Annotated in this window: 16 protein-coding genes; 9 read left to right on the top strand and 7 right to left on the bottom strand. The window is 70.2% G+C overall.

All coding sequences use genetic code 11. The features are described from left to right. Positions 1–132: 132 nt before the first annotated feature. Together ACFPK1_RS12845 and ACFPK1_RS12840 are read left to right on the top strand one after the other, a co-directional pair. Complete coding sequence (locus tag ACFPK1_RS12845; protein WP_378021311.1) at positions 133–1,884, top strand: helix-turn-helix domain-containing protein; 1,752 nt, start codon at positions 133–135, stop codon at positions 1,882–1,884. A gap of 117 nt (positions 1,885–2,001) precedes the next feature. Further along, positions 2,002–3,195, top strand: coding sequence for an FAD binding domain-containing protein (locus ACFPK1_RS12840; protein ID WP_378021310.1), 1,194 nt, complete (start codon positions 2,002–2,004; stop codon positions 3,193–3,195). On the opposite strand, the gene ACFPK1_RS12835 is transcribed toward ACFPK1_RS12840, so the two are convergent. The 6 genes from ACFPK1_RS12835 to ACFPK1_RS12810 all read right to left on the bottom strand — a co-directional run bounded on the left by ACFPK1_RS12835 (position 3,177) and on the right by ACFPK1_RS12810 (position 10,502). Then, positions 3,177–4,331 (bottom strand): CaiB/BaiF CoA transferase family protein, encoded by a 1,155-nt coding sequence (locus ACFPK1_RS12835; protein WP_378021309.1) that lies wholly within the window; start codon positions 4,329–4,331, stop codon positions 3,177–3,179. The two genes, ACFPK1_RS12840 and ACFPK1_RS12835, sit on opposite strands and share 19 nt — an antisense overlap. A 1,023-nt stretch (positions 4,332–5,354) precedes the next feature. Then, on the bottom strand, positions 5,355–6,194 hold the full coding sequence (locus tag ACFPK1_RS12830) for a cytidyltransferase (protein WP_378021308.1): 840 nt from the start codon (positions 6,192–6,194) through the stop codon (positions 5,355–5,357). Positions 6,195–6,273: 79 nt separating this feature from the next. Then, positions 6,274–7,251: a catechol 2,3-dioxygenase gene (locus tag ACFPK1_RS12825; protein WP_378021307.1), complete on the bottom strand. Its 978-nt coding sequence runs from the start codon at positions 7,249–7,251 to the stop codon at positions 6,274–6,276. A 144-nt stretch (positions 7,252–7,395) separates the two neighbouring features. Then, positions 7,396–7,986 carry a flavin reductase family protein gene (locus tag ACFPK1_RS12820; RefSeq protein WP_378021306.1) on the bottom strand — a complete coding sequence of 197 codons (591 nt, stop codon included), beginning with the start codon at positions 7,984–7,986 and terminating at the stop codon, positions 7,396–7,398. A 59-nt stretch (positions 7,987–8,045) separates the two neighbouring features. Beyond that, on the bottom strand, positions 8,046–8,816 hold the full coding sequence (locus ACFPK1_RS12815; RefSeq protein ID WP_378021305.1) for a FadR/GntR family transcriptional regulator: 771 nt from the start codon (positions 8,814–8,816) through the stop codon (positions 8,046–8,048). Positions 8,817–8,933: 117 nt separating this feature from the next. Further along, positions 8,934–10,502, bottom strand: coding sequence for a 4-hydroxyphenylacetate 3-hydroxylase N-terminal domain-containing protein (locus ACFPK1_RS12810; RefSeq protein WP_378021304.1), 1,569 nt, complete (start codon positions 10,500–10,502; stop codon positions 8,934–8,936). Positions 10,503–10,808: 306 nt separating this feature from the next. Here ACFPK1_RS12810 and ACFPK1_RS12805 point away from each other — a divergent pair, with 306 nt between their 5' ends. The 7 genes from ACFPK1_RS12805 to ACFPK1_RS12775 all read left to right on the top strand — a co-directional run bounded on the left by ACFPK1_RS12805 (position 10,809) and on the right by ACFPK1_RS12775 (position 19,132). Continuing rightward, positions 10,809–11,693, top strand: a complete 885-nt coding sequence (locus ACFPK1_RS12805; RefSeq protein WP_378021303.1) for an alpha/beta fold hydrolase — start codon at positions 10,809–10,811, stop codon at positions 11,691–11,693. A gap of 89 nt (positions 11,694–11,782) precedes the next feature. Then, on the top strand, positions 11,783–12,559 hold the full coding sequence (locus tag ACFPK1_RS12800; RefSeq protein WP_378021302.1) for a 2-keto-4-pentenoate hydratase: 777 nt from the start codon (positions 11,783–11,785) through the stop codon (positions 12,557–12,559). Further along, positions 12,556–13,506, top strand: a complete 951-nt coding sequence (locus tag ACFPK1_RS12795) for an acetaldehyde dehydrogenase (acetylating) (RefSeq protein ID WP_378021301.1) — start codon at positions 12,556–12,558, stop codon at positions 13,504–13,506. The genes ACFPK1_RS12800 and ACFPK1_RS12795 overlap by 4 nt, the downstream gene beginning before the upstream one ends. After that, positions 13,503–14,531, top strand: a complete 1,029-nt coding sequence (gene dmpG, locus ACFPK1_RS12790) for a 4-hydroxy-2-oxovalerate aldolase (protein WP_378021300.1) — start codon at positions 13,503–13,505, stop codon at positions 14,529–14,531. Before ACFPK1_RS12795 ends, dmpG begins: the two co-directional genes overlap by 4 nt. Before the next feature lie 1,017 nt (positions 14,532–15,548). Continuing rightward, positions 15,549–16,796, top strand: coding sequence for an MBL fold metallo-hydrolase (locus ACFPK1_RS12785; protein ID WP_378021299.1), 1,248 nt, complete (start codon positions 15,549–15,551; stop codon positions 16,794–16,796). Positions 16,797–16,826: 30 nt separating this feature from the next. Next, positions 16,827–17,630: an MBL fold metallo-hydrolase gene (locus ACFPK1_RS12780; protein WP_378021298.1), complete on the top strand. Its 804-nt coding sequence runs from the start codon at positions 16,827–16,829 to the stop codon at positions 17,628–17,630. Further along, a complete protein-coding gene (locus ACFPK1_RS12775) occupies positions 17,627–19,132 on the top strand; it encodes a flavin-containing monooxygenase (protein ID WP_378021297.1) in 1,506 nt (501 codons plus the stop codon). The genes ACFPK1_RS12780 and ACFPK1_RS12775 overlap by 4 nt, the downstream gene beginning before the upstream one ends. Here the strand turns inward: ACFPK1_RS12775 and ACFPK1_RS12770 are convergent. After that, a complete protein-coding gene (locus ACFPK1_RS12770; RefSeq protein ID WP_378021296.1) occupies positions 19,081–20,085 on the bottom strand; it encodes an enoyl-CoA hydratase/isomerase family protein in 1,005 nt (334 codons plus the stop codon). The genes ACFPK1_RS12775 and ACFPK1_RS12770 overlap by 52 nt on opposite strands. Positions 20,086–20,105: the final 20 nt, after the last annotated feature.

The following is a 20,105-nucleotide window of genomic DNA, read 5'->3' as shown; positions in this document are numbered from 1 at the left end:
GTGGTGATCGGGCCCGAAGAGGCCCTGTCCGCGGGAACGTACGCTGGGTCACACTGGGGCGGACTGTGAGAAGCCACAGCGTGTGGGCTCACCACTGGTGATGTGCCCACCGAGAGGAGGAGGGCAGCGCGGGTGTCGACCTTCCCGAATAACGAGGTGCGGCGCTGGCTGGCCGGTGTGGGCGCAATTGCGGCCGCCGTGAACGCCCAGACGCCGCTGCCCGAGCTCCTCGACCTCATCGCGCGCACCGCGTGCGAGCTCACGGGGTACGAGGGTTCCGGTGTCCTGCTCACCGACGACGCGGGTGAGCGCCTGCTCATCAGCGGCTCGCACGGGATCACCACGGAGTACATCGAGCGCGTCAACGAGCGGCACACCATCGAGCTCGGCTCCGGGCCGCTCGCCGACGGCCCGTCGAGCCGCGCCTTCCGCGACGCGGAACCCGTGCCGATCGCCGACATCCTCGCCGACCCGTCGTTCGAACCGTGGGCGAAGGTGGCCACCGACCACGGCTGGAGGGCGATCGTCGCCGTCCCCCTCGTCATCGCCGGTGAACCCGTCGGCACGCTGAACTGTTATCGCCGGCAGGTGCACGAGTTCGGCGACGACGAACTCGCCCTGCTCGCCACGGTGGCCAACCAGGCCGGAACCGCACTCCAGAGTGCGCGACTCATCCGTTCGCTCACCGAGCAGAGCAGCATGCTCGAGCAAGCCGAGGACATCCACCGGGAACTCACCGCCGTCGCGCTACGGGCCGGCGGCATGCAGGGGGTCACCGAGGCCCTGGCCCGGCTGCTCTCCCGCCCCGTCCTGGTCACCGACGACAGCGGCGGCGTCGCCGCCAACGCCCGCTACGACGGCGTGCTGCTGGCACCCGAGGAGGGCAGCGCCACCCCGCCGGGCGACGACATCGGCGAGGACGCGGCCACCGGGCGGGTGTGTGCGCCCGTCCTGCTCGGCCGCGAGGTGGTCGCTCGGTTGTGGCTGCCCGGTCGACTCGCCGAGCTCACCGAGCTCCAGCGGCGGGCTCTCGAGCACGCGGCTGTTGTCTGCGCTCTCGAGGTCCTCCGCCGTCGGACCGCGGTCGACGTCGAATGGCGTTTGCGCGGCGACCTGCTCACCGACCTGCTCTCCGAGACGTCCAGCGCGGCATCGGTCGCGGCTCGGGCCGTGCCTCTCGGGCACGACCTGACCCGCGCCCATACCGTCCTGCTCGCCGCCCCGGACGGCCCAGCCGATGCGAACCGGATGCGCCTGGTGCTCGGCGCAGCCCAGACCGTCGCGGACCGCTGTGAGCCCCGCCCCCTCGTCACGACCTGGGGGGAACACGTCATCGTGCTGTGGCCGGCCGCCTCGACCGCGACGGGCGCGAGCGACGCCGCCGCAGAGATCCGTACTGCCGGACGTCGGGCCCTCGCGGGGAAGACCGTGACCGTGGCGATCGGGCACCGGTGCGAAGAGGTCGACTCCGTGCGCTCCGCCGTGCGGACCGCGCGGGGGGCCCTGGAGCTCGCACGTCTCCACGGCGCCGATCGCACGGTCGCCCTTCCGGACCTCGGGGTGTACGGCCTGCTCCTGCAGCTCAACGACCCCCGCGAGCTCGTCCGCTTCACCGAGCACACGCTGCGACCGTTGCGCGAGTACGACGAGCGGAAGAAGGCGACGCTCGTATCGACGCTGCGGGTCTACCTCGACCAGGGCATGAGCGTCGCCCGCGCGGCGGGCGAACTCTACGTCCACCCCAACACCGTCGCGCTGCGGCTAAAGAAGGTGGAGGAGCTGGTCGACATCTCGATCCAGCAGCCCGAGGCCCTCCTTCGGCTGAAGGTCGCGCTGATGGCCGAGGACGTCCTCGGCACCGGGGTTCCCGGCGCGATCGCCTGAGGTTCCCTGTCGAGGGACACAGTCGAACGCGGCAGGACTGTGGCTCGCCACATCCACCTGCTCGCCTGCGGCGGTCACGATGTGACGACGACCGCAGCAAGTCAGGGAGGACTCGGCGTGCACTCATACGTTGGCTCACGCGCCGTCGTGGTGGGCGGCTCCATCGGCGGACTCACCAGCGCGCTGCTGCTGCGCGAACTCGGCTTCTCGGTCGAGGTGTTCGAGCGGACCCCCGAGGAGCTCGACCACCGCGGCGGCGGGATCGTGCTCCAGCCGATCACCGTGAAGTGGTTCGACGGGCGCAGCTCGCGCAAGATCGAGGAGCTGAGCACCCACAGCAGCCGCCTTCGCTACCTCGCCGGGAACAACGAGGTCGTCTACGACGAACCGGCCGAGTGGCGCTACACCTCGTGGGGGACGGTCTACCGCGCCCTGCTCGCCGACTTCGGCCGCGAGCGCTACCACCTCGGGGAGCACTGCGCGGGGTTCTCCCAGGACGACGAGAAGGTCGAGGTGCGCTTCGTCAGCGGCCGGGTCGAGCACGCCGACCTCGTCGTCTTCGCCGACGGCATCAGCTCCACCGCCCGTCGGCGGATGTTCCCCGATCTCGAGCGGCGGTACTCCGGCTACGTCGGCTGGCGGGGCACGCTGCGCGAGGACCAGGTGAGCCGCGAGACCTACGAGGCGCTCGACGACGCCCTGAACTACGGACGCGCTCCCCACACCCACATCGTCATGTACCAGATTCCCGGGTGGGACGGAGAGCTCGAGCCGGGCGCCCGCCTGCTCAACTACGTCTGGTATCGCAACGTCCCCGAGGGACCCGAGCTGCAGGAGCTCTGCACCGACACCCGCGGCTTCGAGGCGCCCGTCTCCATCCACCCTGCAGCGGTACAGCAGCGTTACGTCGATGAGCTCCGGGCCGCCGCGGGTGAGCACTTGGCGCCGGCCTTCGCCGAGGTCGTCGAGCGCACCGAGCAGCCCTACGTCCAGGTCGTGTTCGACACCCGCATCCCCGGCATGATCGACGGCCGGGTCGCGATCATCGGCGACGCCGCCTTCGCCGCCCGTCCACACGCCGCCGCAGGCACAGCGAAGGCCGCCGACGACGCGTGGAACCTCTACGAGCACCTCGGCGGCGCCGGCGGGGACATCCCCACCGCCCTCAAGCGCTGGGAGCCGGGACAGCTCGAGCTCGGCAACCAGCTCATCGACCGCGTGGCGATGATGGGCCACCGCTCCCAGTTCGCCAACACCTGGCGTGCCGACGACCCGGCACTCCGGTTCGGCCTCTACGGCCCGGGCCGCTGACAGGGAGTCGTCCGCCGGGTCACCCTCTGCCGCACCAGCTCGGTGTGCTCCCCCAGGTGGGGCGGGCGGCGGTAGCCGGTGATCGGGGTGCGGGAGTAGCTGACCGGGTTGCGGACCTGCGGCAACGCCTCGGAACCGACGTCGACCAGTGGGGCCAGGTCGAGGGCGTCCGCCAGCTCGAGCGCAGAAGCGATGTCGCCGACGCACCCGGCCCTCACGCCGACGCCGGTGAGTCGCCGTGCCCACCGCTCGGCGATGTCCGCACCGAGTGCCTCCTCCAGGGCCGTGACGAGGTCCGGCCGGTGCTCCACACGGTCGGCATTCGTTCGGAACCGAGCATCGTCGGCGAGCTCGGGACGTCCAACGGTCTCGGCGAGGCGGCGGAACTGACGGTCGTTGCCGCAGCAGACGGCGAGCGCGGCGTCCCTGCACATCAGCGTCTCGTACGGAGCGATCGACGGGTGGGTGTTGCCGAGCAGTCCGGGTGACCGTCCCGTCGCCAGGTAGGACGTCGCCTGGTTGACGAGAGAGCCGAGCAGGCTGGACAGCAGGTTGACCTCGATGTGCTGCCCGCGGCCGGAGGCGTCGCGCTCGCGGAGGGCGGCCAGGATGCCGACGGTGGCGTCCTTGGCGGTCAGCACGTCGACCAGGGCGACTCCGACCTTCGTGGGGCCGGCGTCACCGGTGATGCTCATCAGCCCACCGACGGCCTGAGCGATGAAGTCGTAGCCGGGTAGCTCCGAGCCGGCACCCGAGCCGAACCCAGAGACCGAGCAGTACACGACCCGCGGGTTGGCCTCAGACACTGCGGCGTACCCCAGGCCTCTCCCCTCGAGCGCCCCGACGCGGAAGTTCTCGACGACGACGTCGGCGTCCGTCGCCAGCGCCCGCGCGGTCTCCAGATCGTCGGGGTCGTCGAGGTCAAGGCAGGCCGACTGCTTGCCTCGGTTGGCCGACTCGAAGTAGGCGCTCGTGTGCGGAGTCCACGGTGGACCCCACTGACGGGTGTCGTCGCCCGAACCCGGACGCTCGACCTTGACCACGGTCGCGCCGAGGTCCGCGAGCGTCACCGTCGCCAGCGGACCGGCCAGCACTCGACTGAAGTCCGCGACGAGGATGCCGTCCAGGGGGCTCATCGCCCGAAGGTAGATCGGCCGGCCGGCACCGCCATGTCCGATAACAGGTCACCTCGAAGCGAGCGGACCGGTCCCGCTTTGGGTACCGCTTACGTCACACCAAGGCTGCCGTCGACGGCTCACCGCTGATGATCGACGGGCGGCAGCATGTCCGCTGACCAGCACGAACGACGACCAGACATCACCCTTAAGACCGTGACTTCGGGGTTCGAGTCCCTGACGGCGCACTCTTTCTGCTGGTCACGGCTCTACGGAGCGATCTTCGATCAGATCGCAGATCGATCCACCGGCCGTTTACTCCGGTCCGGGCGCGCCAACGAGATCGTCGAACCTGCCAGACACGAGTCCGAGCGAGGCGGTCGGACGCCGTCGTCCAGCCCGTCACCGGAACCTCCGGGATCGAAGGAAGCAAATCCCGCGAGGTCTCCAGCACACGGTGCGGGGGCCGGGTCGTCGTCGCCATCACGCCAGAGCACGTGGACCGCGATCGTCGGGAGGTCGTCGACCTCGACGATCCGGACGCCGTCGAGGAGCAGGTGCTCCAGGACCAATGGCAGTGGTGAGGTCCAGCCGACGTGCCGTGGTGCCGTAGCACCCTGCAAGCGGGTCGAAATCGATCAACGGGTGTTGCTCGCGAACCGCACGCGCGAGCCGGCCCACGACAGCCTGAGCGGACGGGCCCCGTATCCATTGCGACCCCGTCCGGCGCGGCCCTCGTGCGCGGGGCGCACCGATCACGGGCGTTGTCCCGGTCTCGCGCCCGCGGTCGAGGCCGCGCTGGCCTCGATCGGTCCGCCCGCACGATGGTCAGCGTCGCGATCTACGAGAAGCCCCTCGAGACCCGCTGCTGCACCTCGTCATGGGCGAGAAGCGCATCCAGGGCACGCTCTGCTACACCGCCGACGACTACCGCGCCGTGTGATCGACCTCACGGGCTGCGGCCACTACGACACCACCCGGCTGGGTCGAGAAGATCGCCCTCACCGACGTCGTCACCGAAGGCTTCGACGCCCTGCACGCCGGTCAGAAGATGAAGGTCCTTGTCGACCCAACGCGGTAGTCCTTGCCGTCGAGCTCGATGGTCGCGGGCCCGGCGACGAGAGGACTCTGGACGAGCATCGATCCATCAACGGTGACGGTGAGTTCGACACATCCGCCACCGACGACCTGGGCGGTGTAGCGCCCGGGCGCCGGAAGGGCGCTGTCGGGCACAGGGATGAAGGCACCGTCGTACATCTCGAGGGGCACCAACCGGCCTTCGATGCGATGAGGGCGTCCGAGTGCCACCGCAGCTCCGCCGTCGTCGCCGTTCCGAAGGCACCTCCGTACTCGGGTCGAGGACGTGGCGGCCCCGAGGTCGGCGAGCAGCGGCACGGCGTGGGTTGTGAAGCCTCCGCGCTGACCGAGGTCGTGGAGGGTCCGCACAGTGCCAGTACCTCGGTGCCCGAACGTGAAGTTGGCGCCGACGACAACGGCCTTCGCGTGGAGCGTGCCGACGAGAACGTCGTCGACGAAGTCCTCGGAGCTCTGCCTTGCCCGTTCGCTGGTGAAGCTCAGCACGTACACCGCGTCGATACCCCGCTGGCGCGCGAGCTCGGCTCGGTGAGTGAGCGACGACAGCCGTGACGTGTCCTTGGGGAGCCCGAGGACCTGCGCGGGATGGGGATCGAAGGTGATCAGTACTGCTGGCAGTCCACGCTCGCGCGCGTGCCGCACGGCGGTGTCGACGAGTCGGGCATGTCCGCGGTGCATACCGTCGAAGACCCCGACGGTGACGACGCTGGCGCGCATGCTGGGCGGTACGTCCTCCGGGCCTCTCCAGATCCTGGGCGGAATCGCCTCGGCGGTGAGGTTGGCAATCATGTCGCCGGTCCTCCGATGGCGCGCATACCTGACCGGGGCTCCCGGCGGCCGTCTCGTGCCGCCGGCAGCCCGACGCCGGTCAGGTGGCGATGTTGAAGAACGTGTCGGGCAGCTGCCCGCCGTACCAGACGATGGCCTTCTCGATGGCTGCGCCGTCCCAGATGATCGGCTTCCAGTCCGGCCCGTGGATGGGGTAGCCGCCGGAGAACAGCTCGACGCGGTTGCCGCCGGGCTCGAAGACGTAGATGAAGAACGCCTGGGTGAGCCCATGCTTGCCGGGGCCGGCGTCGATGGGGGTGCCTTCCTCGACGAACGTGTCCGCAGCACGCAGGAGCGTCTCGGGGGTGTCGAGGTAGTACGCGATGTGGTGCAGGCGGCCGCGCTCCCCCATGCCGTCTCGCATGATCGCGAGGTCATGGACCTGCGAGGTGACCGACATCCAGACCCCGATGTCGCCCTCGGGGGTGCGGGCGGCCTCGCGCAGCTTGAAGCCGAGCACGTCGGAGTACCAGTCGCGGGCCTCGTCGACGTTGGCCGCGGTGATGTTGAGGTGGTCGAGGCGACGGGCGCCGATGCCCGGGGTCGGGAACTTCATGGGCTGGCTGAGCAGCGCCGAGGGGTTCGGGTCCTCGTAGCGCTCGAAGTCGTAGAACAGTTCGGTGCGGTGCCCGAAGGGGCCGGTGAAGCTGAGCGTCTCGCCCTGGGCGAATCGAGTGCCGCCGTCCTCGAACTTGTGCTCGACGCCGGCCTCCTTGAGCCGCCGGGCCCAGCCCTGCACCTGGTCGGGTTCGGCGACCTGCCAGGCCATGTGCCCGAGGCCGGGGGCTCCGGCCTCGGTCAGCTTGGTGGAATAGCGGGCCCACTCGCCGGCGCCACGCAGGTACACCGACTGGCCCTCGCGGTGGGTCTCGTGCAGGCCGAGGACGCGGGTGAAGAAGTCGAGCGACTCGTCGGGCTTCGGAGTGAGAACTTCGACGTGGTGCAGGTTGTGCACCCGTGGGGTGGTTACCTCGACGTACTCGACGTTCGAGGGGCGGGACTCGGTCGCGGTCGACACCGGACCATCTCCTTTCATCGGCGGTAGCCAGCGGGCTGCCGCGTAAGCGGGTCGTCGGGAGGCGTGCGCCATCGCTGCGACTTGTTCGCCGGGTCGCGGTGGATGTACAGCACGAGTGCGGCGGGCGACAGGTCGCCCGAGAGGTCAGAGCCAGCCTTCGGCGAACCCTTCGCGGGCGAAGCGATGGATCTCGTCCTCGTCTTCTGCGGGGGCCGGTGGCAACGGGTGCCCGATGGCGCGACCGATCCGTTGGCCATCTCGATCGAGGCCGTCGCCACGACGCAGGAAGCTGCCGGCGTGGAAGAGCAGCGGCTCGCTGCTCGCCCGGATGGACAGTTGTTGTACCTCACCGAGGTAGAGGACGTGATCGCCGCCGTCGTAGGCGCGCCAGGGCTTGCACTCGAGCCAAGCATGGGATTCGCGCAGCCGCGGCGCCCAGTCGCCGTGGTCCCAGTGCACGGGCCGGTCGGTGGGCTTGCCGGCGAAGTTCATGGCGATGTCGACCTGGTCGGCGGCCAGCACGTTGACGCAGAAGGCGCTGTTCTCCAGCAACGGGCAGGCCTTGGCGCTGCGCGCGATCGAGACCAGTACCAGCGGCGGGTCGAGGGAGACCGAGCTGAAGGCGTTGACGGTGGCCCCTCGCGGCTTGCCGTCGGCGGCGTATGACACGACGGTGACCCCGGTGGCGAATCGCCCGAGGCAGGACCGCAGGTCGGCCGCTTCGACAGTGGTCATGACGTGGTCCTTTCCCGAGGGCCGAGTGGTGGGGCGCGGCTGGCGGCAGCGGTCTGTCGTCAGCCGGTGCTGTTCTGTCGTCGAGTCGTCGCCGCGCTGGTGGAGTGAAGGTCGAGCGGGGCGGCCGGCGACTTCTCCGGCTCGCTGATGCTGACCATGTCGACGTGGTGCAGGCGTGTCGCGGTCTCGAGGCGCTTGCGGTCGCCCGCTCGGATGGCCTCGAGGATCTGCGCGTGGACCCTGAGATTGTGATCGATCGTGGCTTCGTGGCCTTCGGTCCACGCCGCGCGAACGAGGCTGCCGGTCAGCACGGTGACCATCGCGTCGTAGAGCCCCACGAGCACCTCCACCCGGGTGGAGCGAGCGATGGCCCGGTGGAACTCGACGTTGGCTTCGAAGAAGCCTCGTGCGTCCTGGGCCCGCTCGGTCATCGAGCGCAGCGCGCTCTCGATCGCGGGGAGGTCCTCGGCTCCGGCGCGCTCGAGGGCCAGGGTGTTGAACATGTCCTCGAGCAGGGTGCGGGACTCGAAGACTTGCAGGGGCGGGACGGTCATGCCCTGGAACCAGAGGTCGAGCGCGCCGAGGCGGACGCCGGGGGGTTGGTCGGCGACGTACACCCCGCCGGACTGGCCCTGCTTGACGACGATGATCTCGCGGGCCCTGAGCAGCCGCAGCGTCTCGTTCATGACCCCGGGGCTGACCTGGTAGCGGTCGATGAGCTCGGTGCGCAGCCCAAGACGGGTTCCCGCGGGCATGGCTGCTCGCAGGATGTCCATCTCGATCTCGTCGGCCAGCTCCTCGGCGCGGGACCCACCAGACTTGCGTGCCACGTCGGCCTCCTTCCTGGTCTGCAGCGGTGCGGTCCGGTCGAGGTTCGCTCGGTCCGAGCGACATCGTGCACGCGTCGCAGGCGTGTGCGATGCCGCCCGGTCCGAGGAGCCGGGAACTCAGCCGCCCACGTGGCGGCGGACGTCGTCGTTGTTGACCAGGTCGGGCACGGTCCAGCCGTCGAGGTCGTACTCCGTAAGGCAGCGGTCGACCATCGCGCGGTAGCTGTCGATCTGGCCGGACATCTTCTGGCCCATGTACGCCTCGATGCGCAGGTTCTCGTGGTTACCCGAGTAGTTGCGCTCGTACAGCTCGTGGCGGCCGCCGAACTCTGAGCCGATGGCGTCCCAGATCAGCTTCATGAGCTTGACCCGGTCCTCGGCGGTGCGGCCGGCCGAGCCTCGGACGAACTGGTCGAGGTAGGGGCGTAGCTCCGGGTTCTTCCAGTCCCTCGAGCTCGACGGCAGGTAGATTAGTGCGCTGGCCACGTCCTGCTCGAAAATCTCCTTCGCGCGCGGGTAGGCCTGGGTCATCATCAGCCGGTAGACCGAGGCGGCGTCGGGGTTGGGGACACATGTCCCGTCCGCCCACGCCACCGGGTTGTCGACCATGGAGTCGACGCATGTCCAGAACAGGTTGCGCAGGCAGACCAGCTCGCCGACCCGGGTCTGGACACCGCGGAACTCCGACGTGCCGGTCATCTCCAGGGCCTTGGTGAGCAGGCCAACGAGGAAGTCGAACTTGACCGCCAGCCGCACGCAGCCGTGCAGCATCGCGCGGAAGACAAATCCGGATCCGGCGAAGAACTCGTTGGCCTTGTCGACGTCGTAGCAGAAGACGTTTTCCCAGGGCACGAGAACGCGGTCGAAGACGAGGATCGAATCGTTCTCGTCGAGCCGGCTCGAGAGCGGGTAGTCGAAGGGGTCGCCGTTGGTGGCCGCGTTGAGCTCGTAGGACTGGCGGCAGATCAGCTTCACGCCTGGGGTGGCCATGGGCACCATGAACATGGCCGAGAATTCCTTCGACTTCACCGGCAGGCCGTAGTTGCCGACGAAGTTGTAGTGCGTCAGCGCCGAGTTCGTGGCGACGACCTTGGCCCCGGAGACGATCAGCCCGTCGTCGGTCTCCTCCAGGACCCGCATGAACACATCCCCTACCGCCTCCATGCCCAGACCACGGTCGACCGGCGGGTTGATGATGGCGTGGTTGACGTAGAGCAGCCGCTCCTGGCACTCGGTGTACCAGCGCCGAGCGTTGTCCTGGTACGGCGCGTAGAACTCGGTGTGCGACCCCAGGGTCGACAGGAACGCCGCCTTGTAGTCGGGGCTGCGCCCCAGCCAGCCGTAGGTCATGCGGGCCCACTCCGCGACACCCTCGGCTCCCGCACGGAGCTCGGTCGGCGAGTACGGCGCCTTGTAGAACGGGTGCGTGAAGCCGCCGTTCCCGGTGTCGGTGGGCACGGCCAGCGTGCCCTGGTTCGCGGGGTCGTGCATCGCGTCGTAGAGCCGGGCCACCATCCGTGCCGTGTTCCGGAAGGCCGGGTGCTCGGCCACGTTGCCCACCCGCTCGCCGTCGAGCCAGACCTCCCGGCCGTCGTCGAGGCTCGCGAGGTACTCCGCGCCGGTGAACGGACGGCGCTCCTCCGAGGTGGTGCTGGTGGAGCCTGGCGCGTCGGCGACCTGCGTCATGGCGGTACTTCCCTTCAGCGTCATTGCCGCGGTTGGCGGGGCCGAACGAGTCAGGACCAGCCCGTGATCCTGCTCTCAAGTTCGTCAATGTGAATGAAGATAGGCACGCCCCTCGGCAGCTGTCAACGCCTCTGAACTGGCAACCTTCTCTTCCCCGTGGTCCGGAGCACTGCTAACCTCAGCGAAAGTTTCGCTGTCGTCTGAGGCTGTGACTTGGTCCGACGCCGTCTGCGCGGGGACCCCGACGGCCTGGCGAGCAGCGCCCACGAGGAGTCGCGGACTCCGCCATCGGCCCCTGGAGAAACGATGACCCAGACCTACGCGCCCGCTGGCCTGTCGTCGGGAGGAGAGAGCGCCAACCCCGAGGTGGGCTCGAGTGTCCGAGCCGCGGGCGTGCTGACGAACTACCACGACCACGGCGCCGGCGAGCCGGTCCTGCTCATCCACGGCTCCGGCCCGGGCGTCTCGGCGTGGGCCAACTGGCGCGGGGTCATCCCGCAGCTCGCCGCCCGCCGGCGAGTGCTCGCCCCGGACATCATCGGCTTCGGCTACACCGAGCGCCCCGACCACTTCGCCTTCACCCGAGAGAACTGGGTCGAGCACCTCATCGGATTCCTCGATGCCCTCGAACTCGAGCGGGTCTCGATCGTCGGCAACAGCTTCGGCGGCGCACTCGGTCTCTGGCTGGCCAGCCGCTACCCGAACCGGGTCGAGCGCCTGGTCCTGATGGGCAGCGCCGGCACCTCGTTCCCGATCACCCCCGGCCTCGACGCGGTGTGGGGCTACGAGCCCTCCGTCGAGAACATGCAGGAACTGCTCGGCGTGTTCGCCTACGACCAGACCCTGCTCGGCCCCGACCTGGCCGAACTGCGCTACCAGGCCTCGGTACGGCCCGGAGTGCAGGAGTCCTACTCGGCGATGTTCCCGGCTCCGCGCCAGAACGGAGTCGACGCCCTGGCCCTCAGCGACGCCGAGATCGCCGCCGTCGAGCACGAAACCCTGATCGTGCACGGCCGCGAGGACAGAGTCATTCCACTGCAGTCCTCACTCGACCTCCACAACTTGATCCCCAACTCCCGTCTGCACGTCTTCGGCCACTGCGGGCACTGGACCCAGATCGAGCGGCTCAGCGAGTTCGTCGCCCAGCTCGAGACCTTCCTGCCCGTGAATCACACCACCAGTCCGAGCTGATCCGGCCCCGGCGCCGGGTCCTTCCTCCACGAGGCCAGGACTCTTCGATGCCCCTACCCACGACTGCCTCGACCCCACTCGCCCCTGGTGTGCAGGAGGCCGCCGACCGTCTGCTCGACGCCGCCGCCACAGGAGCGCCGTGCGCCCCGCTCCGCGACCTCATCGGCACCGACGACGTCGACGCCGCGTACGCCGTGCAGCGCCGCCTGACCGCGCACCGCACCGACGCGGGGGCCCGGGTCGTCGGGCGCAAGATCGGGCTGACGAACCCCGCCGTGCAGGCCCAGCTCGGCGTCGACTCCCCGGACTTCGGGGTGCTGTTCGACGACATGGCCGTCGACCACGACGGCACCGTCGCAGCGGGCCGCCTCCTGCAGCCACGGATCGAGGCCGAGGTCGCGTTCGTGCTCGGCGCCGACCTCGACGGAGAGATCACCGACGCGACGGTCCGCGCCGCCGTCGACCACCAGCGCGCCGCCCTCGAGATCGTCGACAGCCGCATCGCCGGGTGGGACATCACTTTCGGCGACACGGTCGCCGACAACGGGTCGAGCGGGCTCTACGTGCTCGGTCCGGAGCAGGTCGCGCTGCGCACCACGGAGCCGGTCGGCGTCACAAGAACGCTCGAGAGGGCCGGTGGGACCGTCTCCGAGGGCACCGGCGCCGCCTGCCTCGGCGACCCCCTCGCCGCGCTGGCCTGGCTCGCCCGCACGGCCCGCGACCTCGGCGACCCGCTGCGCGCGGGCGACGTCGTGCTCTCCGGCGCGCTCGGCCCGATGGTCCCGGTCGAGCCCGGCGACCGGTTCACCGCCCGGATCACCGGCCTCGGCGACGTGGCCATCACGTTCGCGAAGGAGAACCCGTGACCACCAAGGTCGCCGTCATCGGGTCCGGCAACATCGGCTCCGACCTCATGGTCAAGATCGTCCGGCTCTCGGAGACGCTCGAGGTCGCCGCCATGGTCGGCATCGACCCCGACTCCGACGGCCTCGCCCGCGCCCGACGCCTCGGCATCGCCGCGGTCGACACGGGCGTGCAGGGCCTCACGGAGCTCGACGGCTTCGACGAGATCGACATCGTGTTCGACGCGACGTCGGCCAAGGCGCACATCGCGAACGCCGAGGTCCTGAGCCCGTACGGCAAGCGCCTCGTCGACCTGACGCCCGCCGCGATCGGCCCCTACGTCGTGCCGCCGGTCAACCTCGACGACCTCGGCGACGTGGCGAACGTCAACATGGTCACCTGCGGCGGCCAGGCCACGATTCCGATCGTCGCCGCCGTCGCGTCGGTGGTCACCGTCCCGTACGCGGAGATCGTCGCGTCCATCGCGTCGAGGTCCGCCGGCCCCGGCACGCGCGCCAACATCGACGAGTTCACCGAGACGACGGCGGCCGCCATCGAGCAGGTCGGCGGCGCCGGGCGCGGCAAGGCGATCATCGTGCTCAACCCGGCCGAGCCGCCGCTGATCATGCGTGACACCGTGCTGTGCCTGGTCGGCGGCGCCGCCGAGGCCCGGGACGAGCAGCTGCTCGCCGCCGAGATCAGCACCGCGGTCGAGGCCATGGTCAAGACCGTCGCCGAGTACGTCCCCGGCTACCGACTCAAGCAGGCCGTCCAGGTCCGCGCGATCCCCGACGACCAGCCGCTGCACACGCTCATCGGCGACGCGCCCCGCCCGACCCACCAGGTGTCGGTGTTCCTCGAGGTCGAGGGCGCCGCGCACTACCTCCCGGCCTATGCCGGCAACCTCGACATCATGACCTCGGCCGCCCTGCGCGTCGGCGAGGAACTGGCCACCCGGAGCACGCGATGACCCACCTCTACGTCCAGGACGTCACCCTGCGGGACGGCATGCACGCCATCCGCCACCGCCTCGCCCCCGACGCGGTCGGCACGATCACCCGCGCGCTCGCCGACGCCGGCGTCGACGCCATCGAGGTCTCCCACGGCGACGGCCTCGCCGGCGCGAGCCTGACCTACGGGCCCGGCTCCAACACCGACTGGGAGTGGATCACCGCCGCGGCCGAGGCGATCGAGGCCAGCGAGAACAGCCCCGTGCTCACCACCCTGCTGCTGCCCGGCATCGGCACCATCAAGGAGCTGACGCGGGCCCACGAGCTCGGCGTGCGCTCGGTGCGCGTCGCCACCCACTGCACCGAGGCCGACGTCGCCGCCCAGCACATCGCCACCGCTCGCGAGCTGGGCATGGACGTGTCCGGGTTCCTCATGATGAGCCACATGGCCCCGCCCGCGGAGCTCGCCCGCCAGGCGAAGCTCATGGAGTCCTACGGCGCGCACTGCGTCTACGTCACCGACTCCGGCGGCCGCCTGACCATGCCCGACGTCGCCGAGCGCATCCGCGCCTACCGCGACGTGCTCGAGCCGGAGACACAGATCGGCATCCACGCCCACGAGAACCTCTCGCTGTCGGTGGCCAACTCCGTCGTCGCCGTCGAGGAGGGCGTGACGCGAGTCGACGCCTCCCTCGCGGGCCAGGGCGCCGGCGCCGGCAACACGCCGCTCGAGGCGTTCGTCGCCGTCGCGAACACCTACGGCTGGACCCACCGCTGCGACCTGTTCGCCCTCCAGGACGCCGCCGACGACCTCGTGCGACCCCTGCAGGACCGCCCCGTGCGCGTCGACCGCGAGACGCTGACCCTCGGCTACGCCGGGGTCTACGGCAGCTTCCTGCGCCACGCCGAGAACGCCGCCGCCCACTACGGCCTCGACACCCGCGACATCCTCACCGAGGCCGGCCGGCGGCGGCTCGTCGGTGGGCAGGAGGACATGATCGTCGACATCGCGCTCGACCTCGTCACCGAGCGAAGCGCTGCGTGACTGCGCTGATCGACCTGACCAGGCTCACGATCGGGCGCTGAGTGGCACCGGCGCCCGCAGCCCGGGCTCGGCTTCAGCGTGGTGATCGGGCTCCAGCTTCTACGTCCTGCCCGTCGGTCAGAAGATCAAGATCGCGGTCGACCCCGCAGAGGGCGAGTCGTCGGCCCGACCGTCCGCTTAGGTGGCCGCTTACGTCACACCACGGTCGCTAGCGAGGCGTCAGCGCTGATGATCAGCGCTACGCGGCACCATCACTGACCAGCACAGACGAAGACCAGGCGTCAGCAAGCACGACGTGACTCTCGTCCACTGGGTTCGGGGTTCGAGTCCCTGACGGCGCACTTTTTCTGCTGGTCGCGGCACTACGGAGCGATCTTCCAACGTGGCTCTCTTTACTTTCGGGCACGCTTACTCTTGAGATGTGCGCGGCTGAAGATCGCCTGGACTAGCGCCCGGGAAGTCTCCGGATGATCGTTGCGGGGAGAGCGGGGGCGCCGTGCCAGCGCCCGTGACTCCCCCCACGTGTGCTCGACTCGCGGACGTCGGAGTCGGCCACGGGAGGCTCGGCCCACCGTCTCGGCAAGGCCGCAGCGACGGGCGCGAGTGTCGAGGTCGCGGCAGCTGCGAGACGCTCGACGACCGGGTGGGCGAATCGGCGCCGGTAGAGGCTCGGGCCCATCGACCTGGACCGCGCCTCAACCCCTGAGTAGCGATCTCGACCAGCAGCTCTGATACGGCCTCGGCGCATGCCTCCTCGAGGGTCGGCCTGCGCCTCGCGCTCGGCTTGCCGCCGTAGGTCTCGGCGGGCGCGGCTCTCGCCGGAGGGTAGACGTGTGTGTTTGCCGTGGGGGAGCACGACAGGGCGCAGACGCTGTCGCACAGGACCGAGGGAGCCGAATCGGGTCGGAGTCGACGTCGAGCGCCCTGGTTCGTCGCGGCGACTGGAGCCGGATTGAAGTGCCGTTGAAGTCGGTGGGGTGAGCGTCTCGAGCACCGGACCGAGACGAAGGAGCCCCCATGTTCCGCCGCCGTGGCGTGCGCGAGCCCGTCGCCTGTTGCGCGCCGTCGGGCACCGACGCCCCGTCCGACGACACCGCGAGCACCCCCGAGCCGCCACGCCCCTCGATCGGTCGACGCTCGCTGCTCGGCTCCGCGATCGCCGGCACCGGGCTCGTGGCGGCGGCCGCCGCGGGGTGTGCGCCGTCGGCCGAGCAGACCGCCGGGCCGCTCTCCACCCCGCTGAACCCGGTGCTCCCGACCAGCAACTCCCAGCCCCGGGACACCTCGCTGACGCTGCTCGGGACCTCCGGTGGCCCGCAGGCCGACTACGTGCGGACCGGCACGTCGACCGTGCTGACCGTCGAGGGGCAGAACTACGTCGTCGACTGCGGGCGCGCCAGCGTCACGCAGTACATCAACGCCGGGCTGGAGTTCAAGGCGCTCAAGGCCATGTTCATCACCCACCTGCACGCCGACCACCTCGCGGACTACTACAACTACTTCCTCTGCGAGGGCGGCGAACCGAACGGCGAGGGCGACAACCTTGCCGGGCCGCTGACGGTCTACGGCCCCGGGCCGGCCGGGGCACTGCCGCCCATGCCGACCCCGCCGGTGGCGACCATCGCGCCGCAGAACCCGACCCCGGGCATCAAGGAGCTGACCGATCGCCTCAACGAGGGGTACGCCTACAGCTACAACGTCTTCATGCGGGGCATCGGCACCCGCGACGTGGAGTCCCTGCAGGACATCCACGAGATCGTCGTGCCTGCGGTCGGTGCCACCCCGGCGAACACCGCACCGTCGATGGCTCCGTTCCCGATCTACGAGGACGACCGGGTGCGGGTGAACGCCATCCTCGTCTCCCACGGCGCGGTGTTCCCGTCCTTCGCCTACCGCTTCGACACGGCCAAGGGCTCCGTGGTGTTCAGCGGCGACACCAAGTACTCCGAGAACGTCATCCGGCTCGCCCAGGGCGCCGACGTCCTGGTCCACGAGGTCATCAACCTGGAGCTCATCGAGCGGTTCGGCCACGTCACGCCCGCGCTGATGACGCATCTGCAGGACTCCCACACCACGACGAGTCAGGTCGGGCAGGTCGCCACGCAGGCCGGGGTCGGGCAACTGGTGCTGACCCACCTGGTGCCGTCCAACCCCCGGCAGATCCCCGATCCGGTCTGGCACACCCAGATCAGCGCCAACTTCCGGGGGGCCGTGCACGTCGGCAACGACATGGACCGCATCACCTGGGCTCCTCGACGCCGCTGACCCACCACCCCGTCAGGAAGGAAGCGATCGATGTCCGAGGTCCGAGGCCACCAGGTGGCAGACGACGTGTTCGTGTTCACCGGCACCGCCGTGAACTGGGTGCTGATCCGGGAGGGCAGCGAGCTCACCCTCGTCGACGCCGGCTGGCGCGGCGACACCGAGCAGGTCGAGCGATCGATCCGATCGCTGGGCCGGGACCCGCAGGATCTGCGCGCCGTCGTGCTCACCCACGCGCACGCCGACCACACCGGCGCGCTGAACCACCTGCACGACTCTTACGGGGTGCCGTTGTACATGGACTCCGCCGAGGTGCCCAACGCGGTGGGCACGGTCGACGAGTCGGGCGGCCCTCTCGACATCGCGAAGATCCTCTATCGGCCGCGGGTCGCGCTCTGGGCGGCCCAGATCGTCGGTGTCGGGGCCCTGCGCCACGTCACCGTGCCCGACGCCCAGCCCTTCCCGCAGGACGACGGCCAGGACGACCGACCCGACGACGGCGCCCTGGACCTGCCCGGTCGACCGGTCCCGGTCGCCACCCCCGGGCACACCTCCGGGCACACCAGCTACCTCCTGCCGTCCGCCGGCGTCCTGATCAGCGGCGATGCGCTGGTCACCGCGCACCCGACACTCCCCGACGTCGTCGCGCCCCGCCTACTGCCCGGCTTTTTCTCGAACGACCAGGACAGCGCCGTCCGTGCGCTGAGCACCCTGCGCACGGTCGACGCCGACACCCTGGTCCCCGGCCACGGGCCGACCTGGGACGGCCCGATCAGCCGGGCGGCCGACGAGGCCCTGGAGGCCGCCGAGCACGTCAGCGAGGAAGAGCGGCCGTGAGCGACATCGACAACACCGTCGCCGAACCGACGGTGACGATCATCGGCGCGGGGTTCGCCGGCGTGTGTCTGGGCATCAAGCTCAGCCGGGCCGGCATCCCGTTCGTCATCCTGGAGAAGGCGTCGGCGGTGGGCGGCGTCTGGCGGGACAACGTCTATCCCGGCGCCGCCTGCGACGTGCCGTCGCACCTCTACAGCTACTCCTTCGAACCGAGCCACGACTGGTCGCGCGCCTTCGGCCAGGCCGCGGAGATCCGCAGCTACATCGAGTCGTGCGCGCGCAAGTACGGGGTGCTCGACCACGTGCGCTACGACAGTGAGGTCACCGCCGCGTCCTTCGACGAGCACCGCGGGCGGTGGCGGGTCACCGTGGCCGACGGCACCGAGGTCGAGAGCCGCTTCCTCGTGCCGGCCACGGGGCAGCTGAGCCTGCCCGCCGAAACGAGCGTGCCCGGCCTGGACAGCTTCGAGGGCACGGTGTTCCATTCAGCGCGCTGGGATCACGACGTCGAACTCGCCGGAAAGCGGGTCGCCGTCATCGGCAGCGGCGCGAGCGCGATCCAGTTCGTCCCGCGGATCGTCGGCGAGGTAGCCCAGCTCTTCCTGTTCCAGCGCTCGGCCCCGTACGTCCTGCCCAAGCCCGATCGCCCCTACACCCCTCTGGAGAAGTACGTCTACCGGAACTTCCCCGCCACGCTGGCGACGAGTCGCACCCGGAAGTACCTGTACTACGAGGCGCGGGTCATCCCGATGACCAAGGGTCGCGGCTTGCCGCTGATCAGGGGTCTGTTCCGCCGCCACCTGCGCCGATGCGTTCCCGACCCGCAGCTGCGGCGCCGTCTCACCCCGACCTACCCGCTCGGCTGCAAGCGCGTCCTGATCTCCAACGAGTGGTACCCGGCGATCACGCGGACGAACGTCGAGGTGCTATCCACGGGGCTGGCCGAGGTCCGGCCGCACGCCGTGGCCGGCGCCGACGGCAGCGAGCGGGAGGTCGATGTGATCATCTTCGGCACCGGCTTCGCGGCCAGCGACCTCCTGGCCCCCATGGCGATCACCGGCCTCGACGGCCTGGACCTCCGCCGCGATGCGTGGCGCGACGGGCCCGAGGCCTACCTGGGGATGACCGTCACCGGCTTCCCCAACATGTTCATCCTCTACGGCCCGAACACGAACCTCGGGCACAACTCCATCATCTACATGCTGGAGAGCCAGACCGACTACGTGCTCAGTGCCATCCGCCACCTCGGCGTGCACGGCCACGGCTGGGCGAACGTCCGCCCCGACGTGCAGGCCCGCTACAACGAGGAGATCCAGCGGCTTCTGGCCGGCACGGTGTGGGAGGCCGGCTGCACCAGCTGGTACCGGTCCGCGAACGGCAAGAACACCAGCAACTGGCCCGGCTTCACCACCGACTACCGCAACCGCACCCGCTTCTTCGACGCGGGCAACTACGAGGTGCGCCCCGCCGTCGCACCGACCGCCTCCTCGTCGCCGCGCTGACCCGCTCCGGCGTTCATGTCGAGCGCCGTCCCGTCCCGCCAGGGCTGGAGATCGGTGAGGAACGTGGAGTCACCGGACGGGTCCTGGCGCCGTAGCCAGCAGCGGAGCGCCGCGCGGGTGACTCGGGTGGAGAGGCAGACCATCTGCGCAATGGCCTCGCGGGTCAGGCTCTCCGACAGCGGGACGTCGTCGTGGAAGATCGCCTTCTGGGCCGCGACCACGGGCCGGGGCCGCCGGGCGTAGCGGGCGGCGAGCTGCTGGGCGTCCGCGAGGACATCGCCGTCGACGACACGGTTGACCAGGCCCAGCGCGGCGGCCTCGGCTGCGGTGATCGCCCGGGCCTCGAGCATCAGCTCGAGGGCGCGCACCGGTCCGATCACCTTCGCCAGCTGCTGTCCGCCGAAGGTGGTGGTGATCCCGATCGTCAGCTCGGGGAGCATGAAGTGCGCGTCGCGGGACGCCAGGCGCACGTCGAAGAACGTCGAGACCTCCAGCCCGCCGCCGCCGCACGGACCGTCGACCGCGGCGATCCACACCGCGGGCGAGCGCAGGACCGCCTCGCACGCGGCGTGGAAGCGGGCCAGGAGCCCCAGCGAGGCGAGGGGAGTGCGGTCCAGCAGCCGTCGCGCCGGCTCGCCGCCCACCGCGGAAATCTTCTTGATCGCGCGCACCGCCACGGACACCGGCGAGCGCGGCAGCGACGGTGGAAGGCCCTCGGCGCTGTGGAGCAGGTCGGCGATGTCGAAGTGGGTGATGTAGCGACCGGGCACGCCGCCGGTGAGGACCACGGCGCCCACGCTGTCGTCGGCGTCGACCGCCGCGACGAGCCGGACGAGATCGTCCTGCATGGGCCCGGTCATGTAGTTGAACGGCGGGGCCACGACGCGCACGGTCAGGACACGGCCGTCCTGCTCGCACCGCAACGTCGCGAGATCCAGATCGGCTGTGCGCATCGGCGCGACTCCTCGGTTCC

This window comes from Actinomycetospora rhizophila (assembly GCF_042657905.1).
In the GTDB taxonomy this organism is placed as follows: domain Bacteria; phylum Actinomycetota; class Actinomycetes; order Mycobacteriales; family Pseudonocardiaceae; genus Actinomycetospora; species Actinomycetospora rhizophila.
This window is presented reverse-complemented; position numbering and strand designations above follow the sequence as displayed.

Bases quoted from the DNA above. Each gene is read 5' to 3' on its own strand.
- ACFPK1_RS12820 (WP_378021306.1), bottom strand. From the start codon at position 7,986: ATGACCACTGTCGAAGCGGCCGACCTGCGGTCCTGCCTCGGGCGATTC.
- ACFPK1_RS12830 (WP_378021308.1), bottom strand. From the start codon at position 6,194: ATGATTGCCAACCTCACCGCCGAGGCGATTCCGCCCAGGATCTGGAGA.
- dmpG (WP_378021300.1), top strand. From the start codon at position 13,503: ATGACCCACCTCTACGTCCAGGACGTCACCCTGCGGGACGGCATGCAC.
- ACFPK1_RS12805 (WP_378021303.1), top strand. From the start codon at position 10,809: ATGACCCAGACCTACGCGCCCGCTGGCCTGTCGTCGGGAGGAGAGAGC.
- ACFPK1_RS12780 (WP_378021298.1), top strand. From the start codon at position 16,827: ATGTCCGAGGTCCGAGGCCACCAGGTGGCAGACGACGTGTTCGTGTTC.
- ACFPK1_RS12785 (WP_378021299.1), top strand. From the start codon at position 15,549: ATGTTCCGCCGCCGTGGCGTGCGCGAGCCCGTCGCCTGTTGCGCGCCG.
- ACFPK1_RS12770 (WP_378021296.1), bottom strand. From the start codon at position 20,085: ATGCGCACAGCCGATCTGGATCTCGCGACGTTGCGGTGCGAGCAGGAC.
- ACFPK1_RS12835 (WP_378021309.1), bottom strand. From the start codon at position 4,331: ATGAGCCCCCTGGACGGCATCCTCGTCGCGGACTTCAGTCGAGTGCTG.
- ACFPK1_RS12810 (WP_378021304.1), bottom strand. From the start codon at position 10,502: ATGACGCAGGTCGCCGACGCGCCAGGCTCCACCAGCACCACCTCGGAG.